Annotated in this window: 18 protein-coding genes, 1 tRNA gene, 5 pseudogenes and 1 riboswitch; of the genes and pseudogenes, 18 read left to right on the top strand and 6 right to left on the bottom strand. The window is 71.4% G+C overall.

Annotation, left to right across the window (positions count from 1 at the left end):
* Window positions 1-33: 33 nt before the first annotated feature.
* Window positions 34-1,013: pseudogene (moaA, locus tag LJB71_RS06135) on the bottom strand (GTP 3',8-cyclase MoaA).
* Window positions 1,006-1,161: riboswitch (molybdenum cofactor riboswitch) on the bottom strand. It overlaps the preceding pseudogene by 8 nt.
* A gap of 99 nt (window positions 1,162-1,260) precedes the next feature.
* On the opposite strand from moaA, the gene LJB71_RS06130 reads away from it, so the two are divergent.
* Window positions 1,261-1,665: a ribonucleotide reductase subunit alpha gene (locus LJB71_RS06130; RefSeq protein WP_259303480.1), complete on the top strand. Its 405-nt coding sequence runs from the start codon at window positions 1,261-1,263 to the stop codon at window positions 1,663-1,665.
* A 5-nt stretch (window positions 1,666-1,670) separates the two neighbouring features.
* On the opposite strand, the gene LJB71_RS06125 is transcribed toward LJB71_RS06130, so the two are convergent.
* Window positions 1,671-1,952: a hypothetical protein gene (locus LJB71_RS06125; RefSeq protein ID WP_259303479.1), complete on the bottom strand. Its 282-nt coding sequence runs from the start codon at window positions 1,950-1,952 to the stop codon at window positions 1,671-1,673.
* Between LJB71_RS06125 and moeB the strand changes: the two genes are divergently transcribed.
* The 7 genes and pseudogenes from moeB (at window position 1,930) to LJB71_RS06090 (ending at window position 10,100) form a co-directional block, all read left to right on the top strand.
* Complete coding sequence (gene moeB / locus LJB71_RS06120; RefSeq protein WP_310649399.1) at window positions 1,930-3,288, top strand: molybdopterin-synthase adenylyltransferase MoeB; 1,359 nt, start codon at window positions 1,930-1,932, stop codon at window positions 3,286-3,288. The two genes, LJB71_RS06125 and moeB, sit on opposite strands and share 23 nt — an antisense overlap.
* A 60-nt stretch (window positions 3,289-3,348) precedes the next feature.
* On the top strand, window positions 3,349-4,140 hold the full coding sequence (ccsA, locus tag LJB71_RS06115) for a cytochrome c biogenesis protein CcsA (RefSeq protein ID WP_259303478.1): 792 nt from the start codon (window positions 3,349-3,351) through the stop codon (window positions 4,138-4,140).
* A gap of 87 nt (window positions 4,141-4,227) precedes the next feature.
* Entirely contained in the window at window positions 4,228-4,689 is a 462-nt protein-coding gene (locus LJB71_RS06110; protein WP_310649398.1) for a MarR family transcriptional regulator, read from the top strand.
* Window positions 4,690-4,692: 3 nt separating this feature from the next.
* A pseudogene (locus LJB71_RS06105) lies at window positions 4,693-6,036 on the top strand (efflux transporter outer membrane subunit); the annotation flags it as partial.
* Between the two features lie 106 nt (window positions 6,037-6,142).
* Window positions 6,143-7,363 (top strand): efflux RND transporter periplasmic adaptor subunit, encoded by a 1,221-nt coding sequence (locus LJB71_RS06100; RefSeq protein WP_259303477.1) that lies wholly within the window; start codon window positions 6,143-6,145, stop codon window positions 7,361-7,363.
* A gap of 159 nt (window positions 7,364-7,522) precedes the next feature.
* On the top strand, window positions 7,523-9,085 hold the full coding sequence (locus LJB71_RS06095; protein ID WP_259304749.1) for a DHA2 family efflux MFS transporter permease subunit: 1,563 nt from the start codon (window positions 7,523-7,525) through the stop codon (window positions 9,083-9,085).
* 37 nt (window positions 9,086-9,122) lie between these two features.
* On the top strand, window positions 9,123-10,100 hold the full coding sequence (locus tag LJB71_RS06090) for a zinc-binding dehydrogenase (protein ID WP_259303476.1): 978 nt from the start codon (window positions 9,123-9,125) through the stop codon (window positions 10,098-10,100).
* A 19-nt stretch (window positions 10,101-10,119) separates the two neighbouring features.
* Here the strand turns inward: LJB71_RS06090 and radA are convergent, their stop codons facing one another.
* On the bottom strand, window positions 10,120-11,508 hold the full coding sequence (radA, locus tag LJB71_RS06085) for a DNA repair protein RadA (protein WP_259303475.1): 1,389 nt from the start codon (window positions 11,506-11,508) through the stop codon (window positions 10,120-10,122).
* A 208-nt stretch (window positions 11,509-11,716) separates the two neighbouring features.
* Between radA and LJB71_RS06080 the strand changes: the two genes are divergently transcribed.
* From LJB71_RS06080 to LJB71_RS06040, 9 genes and pseudogenes are all read left to right on the top strand, one after another.
* Window positions 11,717-12,967: a dicarboxylate/amino acid:cation symporter gene (locus LJB71_RS06080; protein WP_259303474.1), complete on the top strand. Its 1,251-nt coding sequence runs from the start codon at window positions 11,717-11,719 to the stop codon at window positions 12,965-12,967.
* Window positions 12,964-13,893, top strand: coding sequence for a homoserine kinase (locus LJB71_RS06075; protein WP_259303473.1), 930 nt, complete (start codon window positions 12,964-12,966; stop codon window positions 13,891-13,893). Before LJB71_RS06080 ends, LJB71_RS06075 begins: the two co-directional genes overlap by 4 nt.
* A 123-nt stretch (window positions 13,894-14,016) precedes the next feature.
* Window positions 14,017-14,093: transfer RNA gene (locus LJB71_RS06070), tRNA-Arg, on the top strand.
* 55 nt (window positions 14,094-14,148) lie between these two features.
* Window positions 14,149-15,682: pseudogene (locus tag LJB71_RS06065) on the top strand (aldehyde dehydrogenase family protein).
* 62 nt (window positions 15,683-15,744) lie between these two features.
* Window positions 15,745-16,032 (top strand): DUF4190 domain-containing protein, encoded by a 288-nt coding sequence (locus LJB71_RS06060; protein WP_259303472.1) that lies wholly within the window; start codon window positions 15,745-15,747, stop codon window positions 16,030-16,032.
* A gap of 4 nt (window positions 16,033-16,036) precedes the next feature.
* On the top strand, window positions 16,037-17,092 hold the full coding sequence (locus LJB71_RS06055; protein ID WP_259303471.1) for a quinone-dependent dihydroorotate dehydrogenase: 1,056 nt from the start codon (window positions 16,037-16,039) through the stop codon (window positions 17,090-17,092).
* Window positions 17,089-18,144, top strand: a complete 1,056-nt coding sequence (murB, locus tag LJB71_RS06050; RefSeq protein ID WP_259303470.1) for a UDP-N-acetylmuramate dehydrogenase — start codon at window positions 17,089-17,091, stop codon at window positions 18,142-18,144. Before LJB71_RS06055 ends, murB begins: the two co-directional genes overlap by 4 nt.
* Window positions 18,138-19,082 carry a DMT family transporter gene (locus tag LJB71_RS06045; RefSeq protein WP_259304748.1) on the top strand — a complete coding sequence of 315 codons (945 nt, stop codon included), beginning with the start codon at window positions 18,138-18,140 and terminating at the stop codon, window positions 19,080-19,082. Before murB ends, LJB71_RS06045 begins: the two co-directional genes overlap by 7 nt.
* An 84-nt stretch (window positions 19,083-19,166) precedes the next feature.
* Window positions 19,167-19,730: a hypothetical protein gene (locus LJB71_RS06040; protein WP_259303469.1), complete on the top strand. Its 564-nt coding sequence runs from the start codon at window positions 19,167-19,169 to the stop codon at window positions 19,728-19,730.
* Window positions 19,731-19,752: 22 nt separating this feature from the next.
* On the opposite strand, the pseudogene ispG reads toward LJB71_RS06040, so the two are convergent.
* Window positions 19,753-21,007 (bottom strand): annotated as a pseudogene (gene ispG, locus LJB71_RS06035) (flavodoxin-dependent (E)-4-hydroxy-3-methylbut-2-enyl-diphosphate synthase).
* A gap of 58 nt (window positions 21,008-21,065) precedes the next feature.
* On the opposite strand from ispG, the gene xseA reads away from it, so the two are divergent.
* A complete protein-coding gene (xseA, locus tag LJB71_RS06030; protein ID WP_259303468.1) occupies window positions 21,066-22,475 on the top strand; it encodes an exodeoxyribonuclease VII large subunit in 1,410 nt (469 codons plus the stop codon).
* Between the two features lie 30 nt (window positions 22,476-22,505).
* On the opposite strand, the gene LJB71_RS06025 is transcribed toward xseA, so the two are convergent.
* Both LJB71_RS06025 and LJB71_RS06020 read right to left on the bottom strand, forming a co-directional pair.
* Window positions 22,506-23,534, bottom strand: coding sequence for a bifunctional diguanylate cyclase/phosphodiesterase (locus tag LJB71_RS06025; RefSeq protein ID WP_259303467.1), 1,029 nt, complete (start codon window positions 23,532-23,534; stop codon window positions 22,506-22,508).
* A 73-nt stretch (window positions 23,535-23,607) separates the two neighbouring features.
* Window positions 23,608-24,882: pseudogene (locus tag LJB71_RS06020) on the bottom strand (GAF domain-containing protein); the annotation flags it as partial.
* Between the last annotated feature and the right edge of the window lie 201 nt (window positions 24,883-25,083).

Below are 25,083 nucleotides of genomic sequence, written 5' to 3'. Positions count from 1 at the left end.
TGCTTGCCCATGTCTGGATGTTGATTCGCCGGGTTATCCGCCAATGGAGGCCAGGTGCGGCGTGATGCCGGTATTGCCTTCGTGCAGGCCATGCCCCGCCGCCTTCAGGCCAAGCTGCATGGCAATGCGCGCAACCAGCGGATCGAAGTCGCTATCCGATTGCAGCAGCGGCCGCAGGCTGATGCCGAACTCGCCGAACAGACACAGTCGCAGGTCGCCGCGCGCAGTGACGCGCAGGCGGTTGCAACCGGCGCAGAAATCCTGGAATACGGCGCGATCACGCCGATCCGCCCGCGATAGCCGGGATGCGCGTACTCGCGCGCTGGCCCCGCGTCCGTCGCGCGCGGCTGCAGCAGCCAGCCGGCGGCGCGCAATTGTGCCTCCAGCGTGTCCGCACGCTGGTGGTGGCGCTCGAAGTAATCCTTGTTGTCGCCGGTACGCATCAGCTCGATAAAACGCACGCTCACGTCGCGCTCCCGCAGGTAATCGAGCCACGCAGGCAGTTCGTCGTCGTTGATGCCGCGCAACATCACCGCGTTGAGCTTGACCGAGGCGAAGCCCAGCGTCTGCGCGATCTCCACGCCCTCGCTCACTTCAGCGAAACGGTCGTGGCCGGTGATCGCGGCGAAACGGACCGGATCAAGGCTGTCCAGGCTGACGTTGAGCGCGGTCAGGCCGGCCTCGCGCCAAGCGCCCACATGGCGCGGCAGCAGGCAGCCGTTGGTGGTGATGGCGACCTTCTGCACGCCTGGCGTTCCGGCAACGGCCGCGATGATGTCTGGCAGATCTTTGCGCAGGCTCGGCTCGCCACCGGTCAGCCGCACCTTGCGCATGCCGAGCGCAGCGAATGCGCGTACCAGCCGGCGAATTTCGTCGATGGCGAGAAACACCGGGCGCCCGTCAGCCCGATAGCCCTCGGGCAGGCAGTAGCTGCAGCGAAAATTGCAGGCCTCGGTCAGCGACAGGCGCAAATAGGGAAATGTGCGGCCGAAACCGTCGACCAGGGTGGCCATGATTGTCGCTCCATTCCGATACAGGGTGACCGGGCCGTTTCCGGCCCGGCCCGGTGGCACCCGGGATCGGGCACCACGGCCCAGTCGCCATATCCGCCGCGATGAACGCGGCGCACCCAGGCAGCCGGGCTTGGAGGGTATCGTTGCAGCTTAGCCTTATTATCGCCATTTCCCCTTGACGGTGATCAAACAAGGCGTTGGCGCACCGTGCTAGCGTGCCGCCTCCGATTCCTTACGCCCCCAGCCCATGCAGCTCGCCACTTTTCAGGACTTGCTCGCTGCCGCGCACCGCCAGCCGGAGCCACAGCGGCTATTGTTCGTGTTTGCGCAAGTGGGCCTCCCGGAGCAGGCCACCGCCGCGCAGCGCGAACGATTCGAGCGGCGCGAAGGTGGCACGATCTCGCCCTGCCTGTGCGTTGACAAGGCACCGGAGGAGATTGCCGACTTCGAGACGCTGGCCGCAGAGTCCGCGCGGACCGGTCAGACGTGGGACATCGTGTTCGTCGGCAGTTTCAGCGGGCGCGCCGGCATCGCGCCCAGCGCCGACGAGGCGGCGCAACCACTGCGGTTCATGGTCAATGCGATCAACAACGGCCGGATCGGCGACTTCGCCGCCTTCGACCGCCAGGGCAATACGTTGCAGTTCGGCTGAGCTGCTCAGCCTGCCACGAGCTGCCGCACCATCTGCAGACCCAGGAAGAACGTCACCAGCACGGTATTGATCGCCCACGCCACCGTCAGTGCCTGCGCTATTACCCCGTAGCGGTTGTCCTTCGTTTTAGGTGCCGCTTTCCACACCGCAACGACGATCCATGCGGTATAGCCGAGCAGGAACACCAGCAAACCCAGCGTCGCGCCAGGCAATTGACCGTGATCCACCAGCCAGGCCACCGCCAGCCACATCAAATTGCTGGGAATGACGCCGTACAGCCAGAACACTTTCCACAACGGACTGCGCTCGGGCAGCGGGATGACATGCGTAGGGCACATGGTGGAGATCCGGGACGGTGATGCGCGCATGCTACTGCACTTGACCTGCATCTATGCACCCCCTGCGCTTGCGCCAGCATGGGGCGTCCCGATCGCTCAGAACCGCCCTGCTACCATTCTCCTGCCGATGCCTTGCTCCGCCGACATCCCCCCTCCCATGCAGGCGCCGGAATTGCCGCCTGACGAGGCATGGCTTCGCACCCGTGCGGGCGTCCGCCTGCTGGACGTGCGCGGGGAAGGAGAACGCGCAGCGGGCATGGCGGAACCCGCCATCGGCGTGGCGCTGGATGAACTCCTCGCGGCTCCGACACGCTGGCTGCCGGAGCCCGGCATCGAAGCCGGGCTGATCTGCGCCAGCGGCGCACGCACCCGCGACGCGGTCGTGCGCCTGCGCGCGCTCGGCTACACCCGCGTTTGGTCGGTGGCGGGCGGCACCCGGCAGTGGGAGCGGTCCGGCCTGCCGATGACCCCGGCGCAGGAGCCGTCCGATTTCCTCGAACGCTATTCGCGGCATCTGCTGCTGCCGGAGGTCGGACTGGACGGCCAGCGCCGCCTGCGGGCGGCGCGGGTGGCACTGGTCGGTGCCGGTGGACTCGGCTCGCCGGTGGCGCTGTACCTGGCCGCTGCCGGCGTCGGCGGACTCACCCTGATCGACCACGACCAAGTGGATCGCAGCAACCTGCAGCGCCAGGTGCTGCACGGCGAAGTCGATATCGGCCGGCGGAAGGTGGATTCCGCGCGCGACCGCCTGCTCGCGCTCTCCCCGGATCTGCGCGTCGAAGCATGTGCGGCTCGGCTGGATGCGACCAATGCCGATGCGCTGCTGTCCGGGCACGCCGTGGTGGTGGACGGCACGGATAATTTTCACACCCGCTACCTGGCGAACGATGCTTGCGTGCGGTTCGGGATTCCCTTGGTCCACGGCGCGGTCGACCGATTCCGCGGGCAGGTCGGCGTGTTCCACCCAGGGCCGGGAACCCCCCATGGTTGCTACCGCTGCCTGTTTCCACAACCGCCTCCGCCCGAGCTGACACCCAACTGCGCGGAAGCCGGCGTGCTCGGCGTACTGCCGGGCCTGATCGGCATGCTGCAGGCCACCGAGACACTGAAGCTCCTGCTTGGCATCGGCACCCCCCTGCTGGGCACCCTGCTCTGCGTGGACGCACTGGGCATGCGGTTCGACCGGATTCCGCTGGGACGCGATCCGGACTGCCCGGCCTGCGGCGGGTGCACCACGGTGGAGCGGAAGGACCCGCACCTGGCGGACGCTGGATCGCCGGCATAGCCGCTGCGGGATCGACACGGGCATCGGATCGATACCGCCCGCTGTGCGACACTTCCCAGGATGCTGATACCTGCAATCGCCATCGCCCTGTACCTGGTCGCGACTGTCCTGCTGTGGCGCACGGCGGCCGGCGGCCATGCGCAGACGCGCGGCTGGGTGCCGGTGGCGACGCTGGCGCTGCTGTTCCACGCCGAGACCCACGTCGAGGCCTGGCGCCTGCTGCAGGGGCCGGACATGCATTTCTTCGCCGCGCTGTCGCTGGTGGGGATCGGGATGGCCGCGCTGACCGCCATCTACGGCGCCGGCGGGCGGATGCCGGCGCTGGGCATCGTGGTATTCCCGCTGTCCGCGCTGTCCCTGCTTGGCTATCTGCTCTATGGCCATGCCGATACCGCCAGCCGGCTCGACTGGCGCCTGCAGCTGCACGCCTGGCTGGCCCTGCTGGCCTACGCCACCCTGGCGCTGGCGGCGGTGCTGGCGATCTTCCTGTGGGCGCAGGAGCGCGCGCTGCGCCGGCGCGAATTCCACGCCTGGCTGCGCGCGCTGCCGCCGCTGACCGAGCTGGAGACGCTGCTGTTCCGCACGATCGCCGTCGGCTTCGTGCTGCTCAGTGCCACCCTGCTGACCGGCGTGCTGTTCGTCGAAAACCTGCTGGCCCAGCACCTGGTGCACAAGACCGTGCTCAGCGTGCTGTCGTGGCTGGCGTTCGGTGCCCTGCTGCTGGGGCGCTGGCGGCACGGCTGGCGCGGCGCCACCGCGGTGCGCTGGACGCTGGCGGCGATGGCGCTGCTGGTGCTGGCCTTCTTCGGCAGCAAGTTCGTGCTGGAGCTGGTGCTGCGCCGGGCCGGCTGAACTGCCCGCTGAATGGGCGCGCGGACACGTTTGCGGACTGAATATTTGCCTTGACAACTATTGCATGGGCTAACAGAATGTGCGCCCATGATGACTCCCGCCAGCCCCGTCGAGGCATGCACCGGCTCCGCCCTCGGCTTGCTGTTCCGGCAAGTGCGCGACGCCATGTGGGCGCGGATGGAGCGCGAGCTGGCCGCGGCCGGCCATGAACTGACCTTCAGCCAGTACATCGCGATCAAGCAGCTGGCCAACGACGGCAGCGCCAGCGTCACCGATCTGGCGCGCGCCGCCGATCTCAACCCCGGGGCCATGACCCGGCTGCTGGACAAGCTCGAAGCACGCGGCCTGCTGGCGCGGTCGGCCGACCCCAACGATCGCCGCGCCCTGCATATCCACCTGACCGAGGCCGGCCGCGCCCTGTGGAGCGACGTGGACCAGTGCGGTCGGCGTGTGCGCGAACGCGCCCTGCGCGGCATGGACGAAGCCACCCGCGCGCAGCTCACCCGCCTGCTGGAACAGGCCCGCGACAACCTCCTCGCCACGGACTGACCCATGTCCCGACCCCTTCCCCTCGCCGCCGCGCTGGCGGGCGCCTTGCTGGCTGCCGGCTGTGCTTCCACCGCCGGGATCACGCCGCAGGCGCACCTGCGGGAGCCCGCCGCGCTCGCCGCCGGGCGCAGCCTGGCCGGCGCTTCCACCCCTTCCGCCCACTGGCCGGCGCTGCAGTGGTGGCGTGACTTCGGCGATCCGCAGCTGGACGCCCTGGTGGACGAAGCCCTGGCCGGCGCCCCCTCGCTGGAGATCGCCGACGCGCGGGCGCGCAAGGCGCAGGCGCAGGCCGCGCTGGCCGACGCCGCGCGCACCCCGACCGTGGGCCTGGGCGTCCAGGTGCAGGGCCTGGAATTGCCGCAGACGCTGGCCCCGGCACCGGTCGGCGGCACGTTCAACCTCGCCCAGGTGCTGACCATGGACGCGGCGTGGAACCCCGATTTCTGGGGCGAATCGCGCGCCAAGTGGCAGGCCGCGGTGGGCAATGCCCGCGCCGCCGACATCGAGGCCCAGGCCGCGCGCTTGACCTTGGCGGCGAACGTCACCCGCACCTACATCGCGCTGGCGCAGGCGTTCGACGCGCGCGAGGCCGCCGAGGCCGAGGCCGCGCGCGCCGATGCGCTGGTGGCGCTGGGCGAGCAGCGCGTGCGCGCCGGGCTGGACAACGGCATCACCCTGGAACAGAACCGCGGCACCGCGCGCGCCGCACGCCAGCAGATGCAGGCCGCGCAGCAGCAGATCGACGCCCTGCGCAACGCGCTGGCGGCACTGGCCGGAGCCGGCCCCGACCGCGGCCTGGCGATCGCCCGCCCGCAGCTGCAGCTGCCGGACGTGGCGCCGCCCTCGATCCTGCCCAGCGACCTGCTGGCGCACCGCCCGGACGTGGCCGCCGCGCGCTGGCGGGTGGACGCCGCGCGTCGCGGGATCGACGCCAGCAAGGCCGCGTTCTATCCCACCATCAACCTGTCCGCGCTGGCGGGGGTGGCCGCCGGCAACCTCGGCGACCTGTTCGGCAGCAAGTCCCTGCTGCTGTACGGCGGCCCCGCGCTGAGCCTGCCGATCTTCGAGGGCGGCCGCCTGCGGGCGCAGCTGCGCGGCAGCACCGCCGACTACGACCTGGCGGTGGCCAGCTACAACCAGACCCTGCTCGGCGCGATCCGCGAAGTGGCCGACGCCGTGCAGGCGGCACGCACGCTGGATGCCCAGATCGCGCAGGCGCGTGCCGCCCGCGAGGCCGCCGGCAAGGCCCACGCGCTGGTGCTCCAGCGCCAGCGCGCCGGCATCGCCACCCAGCTCGATGTGCTCGCCGCGCAGCGCCCGCTGCTGCAACTCGACCAGCAACTGGCGGCGCTGCGCGCGCAGCGCCGGATCGCCGCGGTCGATCTCGAACAGGCACTCGGTGGCGGCATCGCCGTGCGCCCCCCGATTCCACCGTCTCCGACTGACCCCCGCCATGACCACCGAAACCACCCCGAACTCGTCCACCGGCCCGGCCGCCCCGCTGCCGCCGTCGCCGTCCCCCGCCACTCCCGGCAACGGCAAGCGCCGGCGCGCGCTGCTGGTGGTGCTGGCCGTGCTGGTCATCGCCGGGATCGCCTGGCTGGCCTACTACCTGCTGGTGGCGCGCTGGCGCCAGGACACCGACGACGCCTACGTGCAGGGCAACATCGTCAGCATCACCCCGCAGACCATGGGCACGGTGGTAGCGATCAACGCCGACGACGGCATGCGGGTGAAGGCCGGCCAGGTGCTGGTGCAGCTGGATCCGAACGACGCCAAGGTCGCGCTGGCGCAGGCCGAGGCCAACCTCGCCGCCATCGTGCGCCAGGTGCGCGGCCTGTACAGCAGCGCAGACAGCGCGCAGGCCGACATCGCCGCGCGCGAAGTGGCGCTGCAGCAGGCGCGCGCCGACGTGGCCCGCCGCCGCGACCTGGTCGCCAGCGGCGCGGTCTCGCCCGAGGAACTGGCGCATGCACAGGCCCAGCTGCAGGCGGCCGAGGCCGCGCTGTCGGCCTCGCGCGGACAACTCTCGCGCAGCCGCGCGCTGGTGGATGCCACCACCGTGGCCAGCCAGCCGCAGGTGCAGGCCGCGGCCGCCCAGCTGCGCCTGGCCTACCTGAACCTGCGGCGCGCGGCGATCGTGGCCCCGGTGGACGGCTTCGTCGCCAAGCGCAGTGTGCAGCTGGGCCAGCGCGTGCAGCCGGGCACCCCGCTGATGACGGTGGTGCCGCTGGACCAGGTGTGGGTGGATGCCAACTTCAAGGAAACCCAGCTGCACGACATGCGCCTGGGGCAGCCGGTGACCCTGACCGCAGACATGTACGGAGGCGCGGTGGAGTTCAAGGGCCGCCTGGCCAGCCTCGGCATGGGCACCGGCAGCGCCTTCGCCCTGCTGCCGGCGCAGAACGCCAGCGGCAACTGGATCAAGATCGTGCAGCGCATCCCGGTGCGGGTGGAACTCGACCCCGGGCAGCTGCGCCAGCACCCGCTGCGGCTGGGCATGAGCATGAACGTGATCGTGGACGTGCACGACCAGGACGGCCCGGTGCTGCCGGCGGCCACCGCCGACAAGCCGGTGCTGACCACCGACGCCTATGGCCGCCAGCTGCACGAGGCGGATGCGCTGATCGACGCCGTGATCGCCCGCAACCTGCCGCAGGGCCACGCGTCCTGACTCCCTTGCGCAGGAGTCGCGCCGGGGCGCTGCGCCACCTCCCCTCCCCCCTCCGGGTGACGGGCGTCCCGATGCCGGCGGCCACCATGCCGCCGCTCCTGCACCTTCTCCCGCAAGCACCGACCCATGGCCAACTCCATCGCCCAGGAAGAAGAATCGATGGGTCTGCCGCCCGGCCCCGAGGCCGCGGCGAAGCCCTCCGATTTCCGCCCGCCCAACGTGGCCCTGACCACGCTGGGGCTGGCGCTGGCCAGCTTCATGCAGGTGCTGGACACCACCATCGCCAACGTCTCGCTGCCCACCATCTCGGGCAACCTCGGCGGCAGCGCCAACCAGGCGACCTGGGTGATCACCTCGTTCGCGGTCAGCAACGCCATCGCGCTGCCGCTGACCGGCTGGCTCACCCGCAAGTTTGGCGAACGCAAGCTGTTCATGTGGTCCACGCTGGCGTTCGTGATGGCGTCGTTCCTGTGCGGCATCGCCCACTCGATGGGCCTGCTGGTGACCGCGCGCGCACTGCAGGGCTTCGTCGCCGGGCCGATGTACCCGGTGACCCAGGCGCTGCTGCTGTCGATCTACCCGCCGGCCAAGCGCGGGCAGGCCATCGCCCTGCTGGCGATGGTGACGGTGGTGGCGCCGATCGCCGGGCCGATCCTCGGCGGCTGGATCACCGACAACTACAGCTGGGAATGGATCTTCTTCATCAACGTGCCGATCGGCATCTTCTCCAGCGTGGTGGTGGGCCGCCAGCTGAAGGGCCGCCCGGAGCGGCTGGAGAAGCCGAAGATGGACTACATCGGCCTGGCCACGCTGGTGCTGGGCGTGGGCGCGCTGCAGATCCTGCTCGACCTCGGCAACGACGAGGACTGGTTCAACTCCACCACCATCGTGGTGCTGGCGATCGTGGCCGCGGTCGCGCTGGTGATGTTCGTGATCTGGGAGCTGACCGACAAGGACCCGATCGTGAACCTGCGGCTGTTCCGCCACCGCAACTTCAGCGCCGGCACCGCGGCGATGGTGGTGGCCTACGCGGCGTTCTTCAGCGTCGGCATCCTGGTGCCGCTGTGGCTGCAGCGCAACCTCGGCTACACCGCGATCTGGGCGGGCTTCGCGACCGCGCCGATCGGCATCCTGCCGGTGCTGCTCACCCCGTTCGTGGGCAAGTACGCGCACCGCTTCGACCTGCGCATGCTGGCCAGCTTCGCGTTCGTGGCGATGTCGCTCACCAGCTTCGCACGCTCGCATTTCAACCTCGACGTGAACTTCCAGCACGTGGCGCTGGTGCAGCTGTTCCAGGGCCTGGGCGTGGCGCTGTTCTTCATGCCGGTGCTGCAGATCCTGCTGTCCGATCTGGAACCGCACGAGATCGCCGCCGGCTCCGGCCTGGCCACCTTCATGCGCACCCTGGGCGGCAGCTTCGCCGCCTCGCTGACCACCTACGCGTGGACCGAGCGCGGCACCCTGCACCACGCGCACCTGACCGAGCACATCGGCGCGTATGATCCGGCCATGCTGGACACCGCCACCCGCCTCGGCGGCGGCGACCTCCAGCGCGGCGCGTTCATGCTCGACCGGATGATCGCCAACCAGGCCACGCAGATCGGCTTCAACGAGATCTTCCACCTGCTGGGCATCATCTTCCTGCTGGTGATCGCGTTCGTCTGGCTGGCCAGGCCGCCGTTCTCGGCCAAGGCCGGCGGCGCCGCGGCCGGCGGGCATTGAACCTCGCACCCATCCACATCCCGCAGGAGAACCCCACATGCGCAGCGCCCTCTACCAGAGCTTCGGCGATCCCACCCAGGTGCTGGCCCTGGGCGATGCCCCGCTGCCGCAGCCGCAGGCAGGCGAGCTGCGCATCCGCACCCTGCTGGCGCCGATCCACAACCACGACCTGCTCACGGTGCGCGGCCAGTACGGCTACCGGCCCGCGCTGCCGGCGATCGGCGGCAGCGAGGCGGTCGGCATCGTGGACGCGCTGGGCGAAGGCGTGGAAGGCCTGGCGGTCGGCCAGCGCGTGGTCACCCCGGCCGGGCGCGGCACCTGGGCCGAGTACTTCATCGCGCCGGCGCGGATGACGGTGCCGCTGCCGGACGGCATCCCCGACGAAACCGCGGCGCAGCTGATGGCGATGCCGCTGAGCGCGCTGATGCTGCTGGAGACGCTGGCGCTGCCGGCCGGCGCGTGGATCGTGCAGAACGCGGCCAACGGCGCGGTCGGCAAGGCGCTGGCGATGCTGGCCGGCGCGCGCGGCCTGCGGGTGGTCAACATCGTGCGCCGCGAGGAAGGCGTCGCCGCACTCACCGCGCTTGGGCTCGCGCACGTGGTCTGCAGCGCGCACGCGGACTGGATGCAGCAGGTGCGCGCGATCACCGGGCCGGGGCTGGCGCAGGCGGCGATCGACTCGGTCGGCGGCCGCGCCAGTGGCGCGCTGCTGGCGCTGCTCGGCGAGGGCGGCGTGCTGGTGTCGTTCGGCGCGCTGACCGGCGAGCCGATGCAGCTCTCGCCCGCCGACCTGATCTTCAAGCAGGCCGTCGTGAAGGGATTCTGGGGCAGCAAGGCGAGCCAGGCCCTGTCCGCCGAGGACCGCCGCCGGCTGGTGGGCGAACTGCTGCAGCGCACCCTGGCCGGCGAACTACGGCTGCCGGTGGATGCGATCCACGACCTCGCCGACATCGCCCAGGCGGCGGCCGCCAGCCTGCGCCCGGGACGCCCCGGCAAGGTCCTGCTGCGCCCCTGAGCGTGGCCAGGCGCGAGCGTCAGGCCTGCTCCAGCGCCTCCGCCAGGCGCTCCACCGCAACCACCTCCATGCCCTTGTAGCGGCTGGATCTGGGCGCGTTGGCGCGCGGCACGATCGCGCGCCGGAAACCGTGCGAGGCGGCCTCGCGCAGGCGCTCCTCGCCGTTCGGCACCGGGCGGATCTCCCCGGACAAGCCGACTTCGCCGAACGCCACCGTCTTCTCCGCCAGCGGGCGGTCGCGCAGCGAGGACAGCACCGCCAGCAGCACCGGCAGGTCGGCCGCGGTTTCCTGCACGCGGATGCCGCCGACCACGTTCACGAACACGTCCTGGTCGCCCACCATCACCCCGCCGTGGCGGTGCAGCACCGCCAGCAGCAGCGCCAGCCGGTTGCCTTCCAGCCCGACGACCACGCGCCGCGGGTTGGACAGCGGCGAGGCATCGACCAGCGCCTGCACCTCCACCAGCAGCGGGCGGGTGCCTTCGCGCGTGACCATCACGCAACTGCCTGGCTGCGACGCGCCCATGCCGGAAAGGAAGATCGCGGACGGGTTGGCCACCTCGCGCAGGCCGGCGTCGGACATCGCGAACACGCCCAGCTCGTTGACCGCGCCGAAGCGGTTCTTGAACGCGCGCAGCACCCGGAAGCGGCTGCCGGAATCGCCTTCGAAATACAGCACCGCATCCACCATGTGCTCCAGCACGCGCGGGCCGGCGATGCCGCCCTCCTTGGTCACGTGCCCGACCAGGAATACCGCGGTGCCGGTCTCCTTGGCATAGCGCACCAGGCGCGCGGCGGATTCGCGCACCTGCGACACCGAGCCCGGCGCGGCGGTCAGGGTCTCCGTCCACAGGGTCTGGATCGAATCGGCGATCAGCAGCCGCGGCCTCGCGGCGATGGCGTGCCCGAGGATGCGCTCGACGCAGGTCTCGGCCAGCGCCTTGAGCCCGTCCAGCGGCAGCCCGAGGCGCTGCGCGCGGCCGGCCACCTGCGCCAGCGACTCCTCGCCGGTGACGTACAGCCCCGGCAGGCTCGGCGCCATTTTCGCCAGCGCCTGCAGCAGCAGGGTGGACTTGCCGATCCCCGGGTCGCCGCCGACCAGCACCACCGCGCCCTCGGCCAGGCCGCCACCGAGCACGCGGTCGAACTCGCCGATCCCGGTCGAGGTGCGCACCTGCGCTTCCAGCCGCACCTCGGCCAGCGCCATGATCTCGGGCGCATCCACCTTGCCGGCCCAGCCGCTGCGGCGTGCAGCCGGCGACCTGGCCTGCGCCGCCGGCTCCAGCGCGATCTCCGAGAGCGTGTTCCACGCGCCGCAGGCCTCGCATTGACCCTGCCATTTCGGGTAATCGGCGCCGCATTCGCTGCAAACGTAGGCGGTACGGGGCTTGCTGCTGGCCTTGGACATGGCGGCTCACGGAACGGACAGACCGCCACTGTAGCCGGCGCGGGTCGCACCGGGTAAGACGCAGGCGCGCCGGAGGATGACCGCGCGCCGCGCCTGCGGCATGCTTGCGGGCCTGCCTCTTCCCGCCCGGATGCCCGATGCCGATTCGCCTGCCGGCGGCACTGCCGCCCCTGTCCCGCACCGACGTGCTGCCGCCGGGAGCCACGCCATGAGCCAGACCGCGCGCGTCCTGGCCGGCCTTGCCGGCGGCCTCCTGATCGGCCTCCTGCTGGCCTGGCAGGCGCCCGACCTGGGGCTGCGCATCGCCGCCGTCGTCGAGCCGTTCGGCAAGCTGTGGCTCAACGCCCTGCAGATGACCGTGGTGCCGCTGGTGTTCGCGCTGGTGGTGGTGGGCATCAACCAGGCCAGCGACGCCGCGCATTCCGGCCGGGTGGCGCGGCGGGCGATCCTGACGTTCGTCGTGCTGCTCGCCGCCGCCGGCGCGATGACCGCGCTGCTGGCACCGCTGGCGCTGGCGCAGCTGACGCCCGACCCGACGGTGGCCGCCGCCCTGCGTGGGCACGGGGAGGCGCTGCCCACCGCTTCCGGCGGCTGGGCGGAGGCCCTCACCGCACTGATCCCGGGCAACGCCATCGCCGCCGCCGCGGCCAGCGCGATGCTGCCGCTGGTGAGCTTCGCGCTGTTCTTCGGGTTCGCCCTGACCCGGCTCGAGGCCGCGCCGCGCGCGCAGATGGTCGGCCTGCTGAAGGCGATCAGCGACGCCATGATCGTGATCGTGCACTGGGTGCTGCTCGCCGCGCCGCTGGGCATCTTCGCACTGGTGCTGGCGCTCGCCGCGCGCGCCGGCTTAGGGATGCTGCAGGCGCTGGGCATCTACATCCTGCTGGAATGCGCGCTGTACGCGCTGGCGGTGGTGCTGCTGATCGCCGTGGCGGTCACGGTGGGCAAGTGCCGCTTCCGCCATTTCGTGGCCGGGCTGGTGCCGGTGCAGGCGGTCGCGGCCAGCACGCAGTCCTCGCTGGCCACCCTGCCGGCGATGCTGGACAGCGCGCAGCACCGGCTGGGCATCCCCGCGCGCGTGTCCGGACTGGTGCTGCCGATGGCGGTGTCGCTGTTCCGCATCGCCTCGCCAATCCAGTACCTGGCCACCGCCAGCTTCATCGCCTGGGCGCTGGGGGTGGACCTGACCGCCGCGCAGCTGGCCACCGGCGTGGCGCTGGCCGTGCTGGTGAGCATGGGCTCGGTGGGCCTGCCAGGGCAGGCGATCTTCCTCGCCACCAACCTGCCGGTCACCTCCGCGATGGGCCTGCCGGTCGCCCCGCTGCCGGTGCTGATGGCGGTGGATGCCATCCCGGACGTGCTGGCGACGGTGGGCAACGTCACCGCCGACATGACCGCGACCGTGGTGGTGGACGCCCGCAGCGGCGATGCCCGCGCCGCGGCGGACCCGACGGCATGAGCGGCGCTGCGCAGGCCCGCGCGTTCTCCCCCGGCTCGGTGGGCAATGTCGGCGTGGGCTTCGACCTGCTGGGGCATCCCATCGCCGGCATCGGCGACACCGCCACGGTGCGCTGCATCGACGCGCCGACGGTGCGCATCGCGGCCATCCGCGGCTGCGTCCGCGACTTGCCGCGGGAGCCGGAGCGCAACACCGCCGGGGCCGCACTCATGGCGCTGCGTGAGGCGCTGGCGCTGCCGTTCGGCTTCGAAATCGAGCTCGACAAGGGCATCCCGCTCGGCTCCGGCATGGGCGGTTCGGCGGCGTCCTGCGTGGCCGCGCTGGTCGCCGCCAACGCACTGCTGGACGCGCCGCTGGACATCGCCGCGCTGTATCCGCTGGCGCTGGCCGGGGAGTCGCTGGCCAGCGGCGGCCACACCGGCGACAACGTGGGCCCGATGCTGGCCGGCGGGCTGGTGCTGGCCACCCCCGAACGCCTGCTGCCGATCGCGGTGCCGGCGGCCTGGCACGCGGCGGTGGTGCATCCGCATGCGGTGCTGGAAACCCGGCAGGCGCGGCGCGTGCTGCAGGGTGCCTACGCGCTGCCCGAGTTCGTGGCGCAGAGCGCCAATCTCGCCCAGGTGCTGCTGGGTTGTGAACGCGGCGATCCTTCGCTGGTGCGGGCCGGCCTCTGCGATGTGCTGGTGGAACCCCGCCGCGCACCGCTCATCCCCGGATTCGACGCGGTGAAACGCGCCGCGTTGGACGCCGGTGCGCTGGGCGCCAGCATTTCCGGGGCGGGCCCCAGCGTATTCGCCTGGTGCGAGACGGCCGCGCACGCCGCGCAGGTGGGCAACGCGATGCAGGCGGCATTCGCCGCGCACGGCCAGGCCAGCGACCTGCACCTCACCCCGATCGCGGGTCCGGCGGCGCGGCAACTGGAGTGACCGCGCCACGGGCGGCAAAGCCGCAAAACGAAGCCGGCGAACCGCCATAAAACTCCCATCGAAACGCCATTTCTTCCGGCGGATTGGCCGTATCCGGCTCCTGCTGCAATAATGAAGAGCCGTGGCCCCGTAGCTCAGCTGGATAGAGCGTCCCCCTCCTAAGGGGAAGGTCGCACGTTCGAATCGTGTCGGGGCCGCCATTTCTCATACACCCTGCCGCTGGCACACGCCGGCGCGCCCGTTCCGGAGTTCGCCATGTCCCACCCCGTCCTCACCGCACTCGGCCTTGCCGCCGTCGAATCCGGCACCTACCTCGGCAACGGCGAATGGTCGCAGACCCGCGACGCCGGCGTGCTGGAGCCGGTCAACCCGACCACCGGCGAGGTGCTGGGCCGCGTGCACGCGTCCTCGCAGGCCGACTACGACCTGATCGTCGCCCGCGCCCAGGCCGCGTTCAAGGTCTGGCGCATCACCCCGGCCCCCCAAGCGTGGCGAGGCGATCCGCCTGTGCGCCGAGGCGCTGCGCGCGCACAAGGATGCGCTGGGCTCGCTGGTCGCGCTGGAGATGGGCAAATCGAAGCCGGAAGGCGACGGCGAGGTGCAGGAGATGATCGACATCGGCGAGTTCGCCGTCGGCCTGTCGCGCCAGCTGTACGGCCTGACCATGCACTCCGAGCGCCCGGGTCACCGCATGTACGAGCAGTGGCACCCGCTGGGCCTGGTCGGGATCATCTCGGCGTTCAACTTCCCGGTCGCAGTCTGGGCCTGGAACAGCTTCATCGCGGCGGTGTGCGGCGACATCTCGATCTGGAAGCCCTCGCCCAAGACCCCGCTGTCGGCGATCGCGGCGATGAAGATCTGCAATGAGGCGCTGCGCAAGGGCGGCTTCCCGGACATCTTCTTCCTGTTCAACGATGCCGGCACCGAGCTGGCTTCGGCGTTCGTGGACGACACGCGCATCCCGCTGATCAGCTTCACCGGCTCGACCAGGGTCGGCCGCATGGTCGGCGAACGCGTGGCGCGCCGCATGGGCCGCAGCCTGCTGGAGCTGGGCGGCAACAACGCGATCATCGTGGACGAGACCGCCGACCTCGCGCTTGCCATCCCGGCCATCGTGTTCGGCGCGGTGGGCACCGCCGGCCAGCGCTGCACCACCACCCGCCGCCTGATCGTGCACGCATCCATCTACGCCGACGTGCTGGCCAGGCTGGTGGCCGCCTACAAGCAGGTGGAGAAGAAGATCGGCGACCCCACCGACCCGGCCAACCTGATGGGCCCGCTGAACAGCCAGGACGGCGTGGACGCCTACCTCGACGCCATCGCCAAGGCCAAGGCGGCGGGCGGCACCGTGGAAACCGGCGGCGCGGTGATCGACCGCCCGGGCAACTTCGTGCTGCCCACCATCATCACCGGCCTGAGCAACGACGCCGAGATCGTCCAGCACGAGACCTTCGCGCCGATCCTGTACGTGATGAAGTACACGGAGCTGGACGAGGCCATCGCGATGCAGAACGCGGTCCCGCAGGGCCTGAGCTCGGCGATCTTCACCACCAACCTCAAGCGCGCCGAGGCGTTCCTGTCGGCGGCCGGCAGCGACTGCGGCATCGCCAACGTCAACATCGGCACCAGCGGCGCCGAGATCGGCGGCGCGTTCGGCGGCGAGAAGGAGACCGGCGGCGGCCGCGAATCCGGTTCCGACGCCTGGAAGGCCTATATGCGCCGCCAGACCAATACAATCAATTATTCTGACGCCCTGCCGCTGGCCCAGGGCATCAAGTTCGACCTGTAACCGCCCGGCCCGTGCGGCCGCGAGCGGGATACCCTCGAGGCCGCCAACGGGAGACCCATCGCATGAACGCCACCCCTCGCCAAACCAGCGCGCTGGCCGTGGTCAGCCTGGTCGCCGGCATCCTCGGCTGGACCCTGCTGCCTGTCCTCGGCAGCGTGGTGGCGATCGTATGCGGCCACCTGGCCCGCGCCGAGATCCGGCGCGCGCCGCAGGCGCTGGAAGGCGACGGGCTGGCAGTCGCCGGGCTGGTGATGGGCTATCTGGTGATCGGGCTGGGGGTGCTGGCGGTGGCCGCGGCGATCCTGTTCTTCGGCGGGCTGGCGGCGCTGCTGGCCTTCGCGGGGCACTGACGGCTTGTACGCGCTCTCCCGCCCGTTCCTGTTCGCCCTCGACGGCGAACGCGCACATGGGGCCGGCCTCGCCGCGCTGGAAGCCGCCTACCGCTGCGGCCTGTCGCCGCTGCTGGCCAGCCCGCCACGGCCGCTGCCGACCAAGGCCTTCGGCCTGACCTTCCCCAATCCGGTCGGCCTGGCCGCCGGACTGGACAAGAACGGCGCGCACGTGGATGCACTGCTGGCGCTGGGCTTCGGCTTCGTCGAGGTGGGCACGGTGACCCCGCTGCCGCAGCCGGGCAACCCGCGCCCGCGCCTGTTCCGACTGCCCGCGCAGCAGGCGGTGATCAACCGCATGGGCTTCAACAACGAAGGCGTGGACGTGCTGGTGCGCAACGTCGAGCGTGCGCGCCGCCGCAGCGGCCTGGTCGGCATCAACATCGGCAAGAACAAGGACACCCCCAACGAGGACGCGGCGGCCGACTACCTGCTGTGCCTGCGCCGGGTGTACGCGGTGGCCGACTACGTGGCGGTGAACATCTCCTCGCCGAACACCGCCGGCCTGCGCGAGTTGCAGGAAGAGCAGGCCCTGCGCCGGCTGGTCGGCACCCTGCGCGAGGAGCAGGAAAAGCTGGCGGCGCACCACGGCAGGCGCGTGCCGCTGCTGGTGAAGATCGCGCCCGACCTGTCGGAGAACGACATCGACGCTGCCGGCCGCGTGCTGGGCGACCTGCAGGTGGACGGCGTGATCGCCACCAACACCACCCTGGCGCGCGAAGGCGTGGAGGAGTCGCCGCTGGCCGAGCAGGCCGGCGGGCTGTCCGGCGCGCCGCTGATGTCGCGCGCCACCACCGTGCTGCGCATGCTGCGCACCCGCCTGCGCGACGATATCCCGTTGGTCGGCGTGGGCGGCATCCTGCACGGGGCCGACGCCGCCACCAAGCAGGCCGCCGGCGCGGTGCTGGTGCAGACCTACACCGGCCTGGTGTACCGCGGTCCGGCGCTGATCGGCGAATGCGTGGACGCCCTGCGCCGGCGCAAGGAAGCCCCCAGCCGCGGTCACCTTCCGCTGGAATGAGCAGCCTGCGCGGCCCCGGCTACCGCATCACCGAACACGCCCGGCTGGATGCGCGCAACACCTTCGGCGTGCGCGCACGCGCGCCCATGCTGGTGGAGGTAAGCGATTCCGCCGTCCTGCCGGAGCTGTTCGGCTATGCGATGCTGCGCGATCCGGACCTGCTGATCCTCGGCGGCGGCAGCAACCTGCTGCTGGTCGCAGATCCCCCGGGAGCAGTGCTGGCGCTGGAGGCCCGCGCGATCACCCGGCTCGGGGACGACGGCGATGCCGTCATCGTGCGCGCCGACGCCGGCGTGGTCTGGCACGATTTCGTGCTGTGGACGCTGGGCCACGGCCTGGCCGGGCTGGAGAACCTGGCCCTGATCCCAGGCACCGTGGGCGCCGCGCCGATCCAGAACATCGGCGCCTACGGGGTGGAGGTACGCGAGTCCGTGCACGCGGTGGAGGCGTTCGATCGCGCCACCGGCAGGTTCGCCCGGCTGGCCGCGAACGACTGCGCCTTCGGCTATCGCGATTCCCTGTTCAAGCGGCAGCCGGATCGCTACCTGGTGACGGCCGTCGAGTTCCGCCTGAGCCGCCTGTTCACGCCGCGGCTGGACTACGCCGGCATCGCCGAGGAACTGCGCGCGATGGGCGCAGGTGCCGCGCCGCGCGCCAGCCAGGTGGCGGAAGCCGTGATCCGCATCCGCCGCCGCAAGCTGCCCGACCCGGCCGTGCTCGGCAACGCCGGCAGCTTCTTCAAGAACCCGATCGTGCCCGCCACGCAGGCCGATGCGCTGCGGGCCACGCATCCCGGCATGCCGGTGTTCCGCGGCGCCGGTGACGACAGCCGCAAGCTGTCCGCGGCCTGGCTGATCGACCAGTGCGGCTGGAAGGGCCACCGCGACGGCGATGCCGGCGTCTCCGCCGAGCACGCGTTGGTGCTGGTCAACCACGGCCAGGCCAGCGGGTTGCAACTGCTGGAACTGGCGCGGCGCATCGCCGCGTCGGTGCAGGCGCGCTTCGGGGTGGCGATCGAACCCGAGCCGCGGATCGTGGGCGCCCGCTGGTGAGCGCGCCGCGCAACGCCCACGCGCGCGCCGCGCTGCTGATGCTTGGAAGCACGCTCGGCTTCGGGCTGATGGCCATCTTCATCCGGCTGGCATCGCAGTCGATCCCGACCTGGGAAGTGGCGTTCTTCCGCAACAGTTTCGGCTTCCTCGCGCTGCTGCCGATGCTGGTCCTGCCGGTGCTGCGCCAGCCGCGGCCGGCCGCCGCGTTCGCCGCGCGCGTGCACACCCGCCACCTGCCGCGCTACCTGGTGCGCACCGCGATCGGCATCGCCAGCATGTTCTGCGGGTTCTGGGCGATCGCCCACCTGCCGCTGGCGCAGGCGATCTCGCTGGCGTATTCCTCGCCGATCTTCGTCACCATCGCCGCCATCGTGATGCTGGGCGAACGCGTGCGCGCGCGCCGCTGGACCGCGGTGGCGCTGGGCTTCCTCGGGGTGCTGGTGATCGTGCGGCCGTGGTCGCATGCCTTCAGCCTGGGCACCCTGGTGGCGGTGGCGGCGGCGGTGCTGAGCGCGCTGGTGGCGATCCAGATCAAGCAGCTCTCGCGGGTTGACGAGGCCGACACCATCGTGTTCTGGACCTATGCGCTGTGGGTGCCGATGTCGCTGCTGCCCTCGCTGCTGGACTGGCACCGGCCGACCGGCATCGCCTGGCTGTGGCTGGCGGCCACCGGGGCGATGGGCACGGTGGGGCAACTGCTGTGGACGCGCGCGCTGAAGCTCGGCGACGTGTCCGCGCTCACCCCGATCAGCTTCATGCAGCTGCCGGTGGTGAGCCTGGCCGGCTGGCTGCTGTTCGGCGAGACGGTGGATGCGGCCACCCTCGTCGGCGCCGGCATCATCCTCGGCTCCACCTTCTACATCGCCCACCGCGAGGCGCAGCTCGCGCGCCAGCAGCGCACCAGCGCGCCCAGCGAAGCGGTCGAACCGGGCGTCTGAACCGGCGCGGGCCGTGCATTCCGGCACGGGTGGCCGCGGGCGGGCAGTGGTATTCCTGCCGCACCTGACCACGGAAGCCCGCCGATGCGCCCTGCCCTGCTCCTGCTGCTCGCCGCCCTGGCCGCCCCGGTGGCGGCGCAGACCGCCCCGGCCACGCCGCCCCCGCCGCAGCCCGTCAACTACAGCGTGCCGCCCGCCGCGGAGAAAGATGTCGCCAGCCTCGACGCGATCATCGCCGCGCTCTACGACGTGATTTCCGGACCCGTCGGGCAGGCGCGCGACTGGAACCGGCTGCGTTCGCTGTTCATCCCCGAGGCGCGGATGATGCCGGTGGGCGTGCGCCCGGACGGCAGCGTCGGCATGCGCCTGCTGGCGGTCAACGACTACGTCGCACTGTCCGGCCCGCTGCTGGTCGAACGCGGCTTCCACGAGCGCGAGCTGGCGCGGCGCACGGAGCGGTTCGGCCACATCGCGCACGTGTTCAGCACCTACGAGGGCAAGGTCGCCGGCGATGCCCCGCCGATGCGCGGCATCAACACGATCCAGTTGATGAACGACGGCAGGCGCTGGTGGATCGTGTCGCTGATGTGGGAAGCCGAAAGCCCCGGAGTGGCGCTGCCGGCGCAGTACCTGCCCACCGCGAAGTAGCCGGCGGCGGGATGCCGCGCCGTCAGTCGTGGCGGGCGGCGCGGTAGCGGCGGTCCACGTAATCGTCGATCAGCGCCACGAATTCCTCGGCGATGCGGTCGCCGCGCAGGGTGGTGGCCTTCTCGCCGTCGATGAACACCGGCGCGGACGGCGCCTCGCCGGTGCCCGGCAGGCTGATGCCGATGTTGGCATGGCGCGATTCGCCCGGCCCGTTCACCACGCAGCCCATGACGGCGAGCGTCATGTTCTCGGCGCCGGGGTGGCTGATCTTCCACTCCGGCATCTTCGCGCGCACGTGGTTCTGCACCACGCCGGCCAGCTCCTGGAAGAACTCGGAGGTGGTGCGACCGCAGCCCGGGCAGGCGGTGACCATCGGGGTGAACGCGCGCAGGCCCATGGTCTGCAGCAGCTCCTGCGCGACCACCACTTCCTGGGTGCGCGAGGCGCCCGGCTCGGGGGGTGAGCGAGACGCGGATGGTGTCGCCGATGCCTTCCTGCAGCAGCACCGCCAGCGCCGCGCTGGAGGCCACGATGCCCTTGCTGCCGATGCCGGCCTCGGTCAGCCCCAGGTGCAGGGCGAAGTCGCTGCGCATGGCCAGGTCGCGGTAGACCGCGATCAGCTCCTGCACCCCGCTGACCTTGGCGCTCAGCACGATGCGCTCCTTGGGCAGGCCCAGCTCCACCGCCCGCTGCGCCGACTCCAGCGCGGACAGGATCAGCGCCTCGCGCATGACGCGCGCGGCGTCCCAGGGCTCGGCACGCCGGGCGTTCTCGTCCATCAGGCGCGCCGCCAGGGCCTGATCCAGCGAGCCCCAGTTGGCGCCGATCCGCACCGGTTTGCCATATTCGATGGCGAACTCGATCAGCTGTGCGAATTGGGTGTCCTTCTTCTTGCCGAAGCCGACGTTGCCGGGGTTGATGCGGTACTTCGCCAGCATGCGCGCGCAGGCCGGCTCGTTCCCCAGCAGGGTGTGGCCGTTGTAGTGGAAGTCGCCGATGATCGGCACGCGGATGCCCATCCGTTCGAGCTTCTCCACGATCCGCGGCACCGCCGCCGCGGCCTCGGCGGTGTTCACCGTCACCCGCACCAGCTCGGAGCCGGCGCGCCAGAGGTCGGCCACCTGCTTCACCGTGGCGGCGACATCGGCGGTGTCGGTATTGGTCATCGACTGCACCACCACCGGCGCGCCGCCGCCGACCTTCACCCCGCCGATCTCGACCTGGCGGGTGGCGTGGCGGGGCTCGGGGCCGAAGCGATCGGGAGCAGGCGTGTCCATGCGCGCATTTTAGCCGCCCGGGCAGGCCCACGCGGCCGCCGCGTCGTATCCTGCGCGCATGCCCCGCGACGACCGCATCCTGTCCCCCAGCCAGCTCAACACGCTGGCGCGCGACCTGCTGGAAGGCAGCTTCCCGAATGTGCTGGTGGAGGGCGAGATCGGCAGCCTCGCGCGCCCGGGTTCCGGACACCTGTACTTCAACCTCAAGGACGCGCGCGCGCAGGTGCGCTGCGCCCTGTTCAAGCCCAAGAGCCAGTGGCTGAAGTTCACCCCGCGCGACGGTATGCGGGTGGTGGCGCGCGGCCGGCTGACCCTGTACGAGCCGCGCGGCGACTACCAACTGGTCTGCGACACCCTGGAGGAGGCCGGTGAAGGCGCATTGCGGCGGGCGCTGGAAGAGCTCAAGGCGCGCCTGCAGGCGGAAGGGCTGTTCGATCCGGACCGCAAGCGCCCGCTGCCGGAGTTCCCGCGCCGGATCGCGGTACTCACCTCGCCCACCGGCGCGGTGATCCGCGACATCCTCAGCGTGCTGCGCCGGCGCTTCCCGCTGCTGGAGGTCGAGCTGCTGCCGGTGCCGGTGCAGGGCGAAGGCGCCGCGGCGCAGATCCGCGCGATGCTGCAGGCGGCCGATGCCTGCGGCCGCTACGACGTGCTGCTGCTGGCGCGCGGCGGCGGCTCGCTGGAGGACCTGTGGGCGTTCAACGACGAAGCGCTCGCGCGCGCGGTGGCGGCCTGCAAGACGCCGGTGATCTCCGCGATCGGCCACGAGACCGACTTCTCGCTGACCGACTTCGCCGCCGACGTGCGCGCGCCCACGCCCTCGGCCGCCGCCGAAGTGCTGGCACCGGATGCCGCCGCGCTCGCGACCCGGCTGGCGGCCCTGCAGCGCCGGCTGCAGGGCGCGCAGGCCCACCTCCTGCGCCAGGCCATGCAGCGCGCCGACCGCGGCTTCCTGCGCCTGCATGCGCAGCGCCCGCAGGCGCGGCTGCAGGCGCAGGCGCAGCGCCTGCAGCAGGCGCGGCAACGGCTGCAGGCCGCGCTCCAGCGCCGGCTGGAACAGGACGACGCCCGTCTGCGGCATGCCGGCGCGGTACTGCGCGCCCACCACCCCCGGCGCCAGCTGGAGCGCCTGCGGCAGCGGCTGGACGCCCTGCAGGCGCAGCCGCGCCGCTTGCTGGACCAGCGCCTGCGCACCCTGCGCCTGCGCTTGCAGGCCCTGGCCGGACGCCCGCAGGCATTGGTGGCCACCCGCCTGCAGCACGATGCGCTGCGCCTGCGCGGGCTGGTGCGCTCGCTGGACCTGGTCAGGCCCACGGCCACCATTCTTCGTGGCTTCAGCGTCCTGCAGCGCGAACAGGGGCAGGTGGTGCGCCGCATCGCGGACGTGACGCTGGGCGAGCGGCTGCGCGCGAGCGTCAGCGACGGCCAGCTGCTGCTGCGGGTGGAAGGATGCGAACCGCGCGAATGAGGGCCGCGGGAATGCCCGCCGCCGGACCGCTCAGCCCGCCGGCAGCGGCACCGGCGGGCTGAACAGGAAGCCCTGCCCGCAGCCGCAGCCGAGTGCCTGCAGGCGCTCGCGCTGGTGGCGGGTCTCCACCCCTTCCGCGATCAGCTCGATGCCGAGGCTGCCGGCCAGCGCCACGATGGCGCGGATCACCGCCACGCTCTCGGTGCTGGACGCGCCTTCCAGCCCGGCCACGAAGCTGCGGTCGATCTTCAGGCTGGCGATCGGGAAGCGGTGCAGGTAGGACAGCGCCGAGAACCCGGTGCCGAAATCGTCCAGCTGCGCCAGCACCCCGTGCCGCTTCAGCAGGGCCAGGCATTCCAGCGTGCGCGGTGCATCGTCCAGCAGCGCCACTTCGGTGATCTCCACCCGGATCCGCGCCGGCGCCACCCCGGCCTGGTCCAGCAGGGCCAGCAAGCGGTCGGCGAAATCCGGGGCGCGGAAATGCCGCGGCGAAACGTTGATGGCGACATAGCCCGGCAGCACGTCGCGCGCCACGTCGTTGATCACCTTCTCGTACATCAGCCAGTCGATCTGCTCGATCAGGCCGCTGTCCTCGCCCACGTCCAGGAACTCGCCCGGCACCATCAGGCCGTGGTGTTCGTGGCGCCAGCGCAGCAGGGCTTCGTATCCGACCGGGACACCGGTGGCCATGTCCACGATCGGCTGGTAATAGGGGACGAAGCGTTCGGCCTGGATCGCGCGCCGCAGGTCCATCTCCATGTCCAGGCTGCGCATCGCCTCGCGGTGCATCTGCTCGTCGAACAGCACGCAGCGGTCGCGCCCGTCGCCCTTGGCGCGGTACATCGCGGCGTCGGCGTCGCGCAGCATCTCCTCGCCGCTGCGGTAGCGCGGATGCCACATGGCGATGCCGATGCTGGCGCTGGGGAACAGCTCGCGCCCGGCCACCCACACCGGCGCGTTGAGCGCGGCCAGCACGCGCACGCCCAGCTCCTCGGCCATGCCCGGGCCGTCCAGCCCCTCCGCCAGGATCGCGAACTCGTCGCCGCCCAAGCGCGCCACCACGTCCTGGCTTGCGCACGCTGGCCACGATCCGGCGCCCGGCCTCCACCAGCAGTTCGTCGCCGACCGCATGGCCGACGCTGTCGTTGACCAGCTTGAAGCGGTCCAGGTCCATGAACAGCACCGCGAAGCAGGCCTCCGGCCGATCACGCGCATCCGCGATCGCGCGCGCCAGGCGCTCCAGCAGCTGCAGGCGGTTGGGCAGCCCGGTCAGCGCGTCGTGCATGGTCTGGTGGATCAGCTTGCGCTCGACCCGCATGCGCTCGCCGATCTGCTCCACCAGCTCGGCGTTCGCCTCGGCCAGCTCGCGGGTGCGCTCGCTGACGCGCTGCTCGAGGCTGGCATGCGCCTGCACCAGCCGGTCCTGCGCCTGCTTGCGCGCCAGGCTGCTGCCGATATGGAAGGAGACGAAGGTGAGCAGGTCCTGGTCGCGCAGGCTGAACATGATGTCGCTGGAGTAGCTCTGCACCGCGATCACGCCCACGACCTTGTCATCCCGCATCAGCGGAACGCCCAGCCAGCAGTGCGCCATCGTGCCGTGGATGCGCACTTTCCCTTCGGCCTTGAGCGCCATGACCTTCTCGCGATCGGCCAGCAGCGGCTTGCCGGTGCGGATCACGTATTCGGTCAGGCCCTCGCCCAGCTGGCGTGGCCGGCGCTCGGGGTCGCGCTCGTCCACCGAATACGGGAACTCCAGCATGCTGCCGTCGTCGGACAGGGTGGCGATGTAGAAGTTGTGGGCGTACACCAGCTCGCTGACTGTGTCGTGCACCTCGGCGAAGAAGTGCGCCAGGGTGTCGCTGGTCATCGACAGCTCGGCGATCCGGAACAGCGCGCGCTGGATCTCCTGCACCCGCTGGCGCTCGTACACCTCGACCTGCAATTCCTCGTTGGCGCGCTGCAGCTCGGCGGTGCGCTCGGCCACCCGCGCCTCCAGCCGGTTGCGCGCCTCGCGCCGCTCCAGCGCGGTCAGCACGTGCTGCGCCACGTAGGCCAGCAGCACGCGGTCGTCCTCGGAATACACCTCGGCCTGGCGGTAGCTCTGCACCACCAGCGCGCCGGCCACGCGCTCGTCGCGGCGCATGGCCACGCCCAGCCAGTCGGCGCTGTCGGGGCCGGAGTTCTCGTTGAACGGGATGCCGTGGCGCTCGCGCAGCTCGCGCGATGGCCCGCGCATGGTCTCGCCGGTACGCAGCAGGCGGATGGTCAGGCTGTCGTCGCCGTCGGCGACCGCGATCTCGGCGTCCGGATCGTTGACCCACGGGTCCAGCTGGTCCACGAAGTACGGGAAGCGCATCGTCTGCCGGCGCGCGTCGTAGAGCACGATGTAGAAATTCTCGGCGTACATCAGCTCGCCGACGATCGCGTGCACCCGGCGCAGCATCACCGGCAGCGCGAGGTTGCTGCCGGCGAGGTCGGCGATCTCGTACAGCGCCTGACGCAGCAGCTCGGAACGCTGCAGCGAGGCGATGGTGTCGGCGGCCAGCTCCAGCTGCAGCGCCTGCTCCACCTGCTGGCGGGCGGCGGCCAGCCAGCCCTGCACCGCGGT

Origin of the sequence: Thermomonas sp. S9 (genome assembly GCF_024704365.1) — a bacterium.
Lineage (GTDB): Bacteria > Pseudomonadota > Gammaproteobacteria > Xanthomonadales > Xanthomonadaceae > Thermomonas.
Note: the sequence above shows the minus strand (reverse complement) of the source record. Positions and strands in the feature narration are given on the sequence as shown.